We start from the raw sequence: 2,533 nt of genomic DNA on the forward strand, positions 1-2,533 counted from the left end.
CCTATCTCAAACAGCGCGAAACGCCGGCCCGGTTTTCGCGGGTGATCTGAATAAGTCCACGCCCGAGAACGTACAAAGTTCAGCATGCGGCGTGAACATAAGCCCGCCGGGGCTTCGAGCGATCGGTCTTTTGACTTGTTTGCGTGTCGTCGCGTTCATTGGCGGACAACCAGCCTGATCGAGAACAGCCCGCTGCGTTTAATACGCAACCAAGAGTCCGGTTCTTTGTTCAGGCGGCCTGGCATGAGCCGCCTTCCTGGCCGATACACGCCTGAACGACGGCGGGGCGTGCCGGTACAGCCGGCCGCGACAGCGTTCAAACAGCGCTGCCAAGGGCCGTTCGTTTGACGCGGTGGCGATAAAGCACGCCGCGGCCGCACACGCGGGGCGATGTCCTGTGATCGGCCGGTACGCCTGCGGTGCTTTGTTGCGCTGAAGGCGGTTATCCCGAACACTCGGGGTTATCTGAATAACCCTGGGGGGCGCGCTGTCGTGAAACGTTTGTCTTTAATCCTTGTCGCCGTGGTGTGCGCGTTTTCGACGCTGGTGGGCGGTACCGCGCTGGCCGCACAGGCCGAGCCGATTCGAATCTATGTCGACGAATATGCCGAAGGCCAGGTGATGAGCCATGTGGCCAAGCGTGTCATCGAATCGGAATACGATATCCCGGTGGAGCTCAAGATGGTGGCCGTCGGGCCGGCATTTCTGGGCGTGGCCAACGACGAGCGCTCGCTGTTTCTGGTCGCCTGGCTGCCGCGTACGCACGGAGCCTATATGGACCGGGTGGGCGACAAGGTCGACAACCTCGGCGAGTTGTTCGACGGCGCACGTCTGGGCTGGGCGGTGCCGGCCTATGTGCCGGAAGATCAGCTGGCGAGCATCGCCGACATGAAAAAGCCGGATGTGGTCGACAAACTCGGCGGTAAAATTCAGGGTATTTCCGCTGGCGCGGGCCTGATGCAGGTCTCGAGGGAAACCATCGAAGGCTATGGTCTCGACGACGACTATCGCCTGATCACCGCCAGCAGCGCGGCCATGACGGCCTCACTCAAGCGTGCCATCGACGACAAGGAGTGGATCGTGGTCACGGCCTGGAGCCCGCACTGGATGTGGGAGCGTTTCGATCTGCGTTATCTCGAGGATCCGAAAGGCGAACTGGGCGCGCGCGAACATGTCGACGCGATTGCAAGTCAGGGGCTGGCCGAAAGCGAACCCGAGGTGCACGCCATGCTGAAGCGCATGCACTACAGCCTGGAGCAGATCGACACCATGCTGTTGAATGCCGAGCAGACGTCCTATCAACAGGCGGCCCAGACGTTCATTGAAAAGCACCCGGATGTCATCGCTGAATGGACGGGTAAGGGCGAAAGCCAAGCGAGCACGCAGTAAGTTTCGCTGATCGCCGCGGCATGAAAGGCGCTTCATGCCGGGGCGATCGATCAGGCGACGAGCGGTCGATTCTCCTGCCAGGGCCGGGTGGATAGCCGAACCTGCCAGGTCGCGCCGCGGCGCTGCACATAGCGGATATTGACCGCCATACGCGCCTTGAGAGCGGCCGTGCTCAGCGCGCACGGATTAGCCAGCACATCGGGTACGTGGTCAACCGCCGAGCCCGCGTCGATTGCCATGGCATGATCGCCGTACTGCAGCCATCGGGGCAGTCCGGACGCATCGCGTTCAACGATCGGCTCGTGGCTGTCTCCGGCGCTGATACGTCGCCAGACTTCTCGATAGATGCCGCTCGGATGGCATTCTTCCAGCGTGTCGTCGTCGATGAAGCGCATCACGCCGATGTCCTTGTCGAGCCCCGGTGACAGGTCCACCAGCCGATGCCAGGTACAGAAGGGGCCCTGTACGCGGGTGATGCCGGCAAACGCGGTCTGTCCGCCCAGCCACTCGAGTTGATCGCGCCTGCATTCGTCGAGCGAATCGATGCCGGCAAAGTCGGGCCGCTTGGCGGGCACCCGCAGATCGGCATGCCAGTCGCCGGCCTGCAGCCAGAAAACCTGCGTGTCGTCGTCGATATGCTCGGGTTCACCCTGGGCCGGTTCGGCGTAGAGCGTGCGTTGCCACAGGCCGTGGTAGATAGGCGGCACGAGGCTCACGACGCCGTGTCCTCCTTGTGGCGCGCATGCTGGCCCAGCGTACCGGCACCGCGGGCGCCTTCGGGCAGCTCGATTTCGCCGTTGGCCAGCCGTTTCTTGAGATAGTTGAAGGTCTGGATCGTCTGTGCCCAGAGGTGATCGCCGGCCGACAGCGGTTCGTAGTTGGGCGTTTCCCCGTCTTTGAGCAGTTGCGGCAGCGGCGCGACTTGGCTGTGGTAGTCGGCGGCGAAGAACAGCGGAAAGCTGTAGCGCTCCTCCTTAACCTTGCGTACGCGGTGTGAGGTGGCGACAAACGCACCGTTGGTCCATATCTCGAGCATGTCGCCGATGTTCACCACCAGCGCATCCTCGCGATAGGGCACGTCGATCCATTCGCCGGCGCCGTTCATCACTTCCAGGCCGGGCGCGGTCGGGCGCAGCAGGGTGAA

3 protein-coding genes are annotated in these 2,533 nt (G+C 62.7%); 1 reads left to right on the plus strand and 2 read right to left on the minus strand.

Going from position 1 to position 2,533, the window contains the following annotated elements:
* Nucleotides 1-492 precede the first annotated feature (492 nt).
* The gene (locus ABNU97_RS17625; RefSeq protein ID WP_348767971.1) at nt 493-1,389 is read left to right on the plus strand and encodes a glycine betaine ABC transporter substrate-binding protein; all 897 of its coding nucleotides are present in this window, start codon (nt 493-495) and stop codon (nt 1,387-1,389) included.
* Nucleotides 1,390-1,439: 50 nt separating this feature from the next.
* On the opposite strand, the gene ABNU97_RS17630 is transcribed toward ABNU97_RS17625, so the two are convergent.
* Nucleotides 1,440-2,105, minus strand: a complete 666-nt coding sequence (locus ABNU97_RS17630; RefSeq protein WP_348767972.1) for a hypothetical protein — start codon at nt 2,103-2,105, stop codon at nt 1,440-1,442.
* The coding region (locus ABNU97_RS17635; protein WP_348767973.1) for a 2OG-Fe(II) oxygenase family protein at nt 2,102-2,533 on the minus strand (432 nt) is incomplete at its 5' end. The genes ABNU97_RS17635 and ABNU97_RS17630, both read right to left, overlap by 4 nt.

The sequence above is a fragment of the uncultured Salinisphaera sp. genome (genome assembly GCF_964012375.1).
Classification (GTDB): domain Bacteria; phylum Pseudomonadota; class Gammaproteobacteria; order Nevskiales; family Salinisphaeraceae; genus Salinisphaera.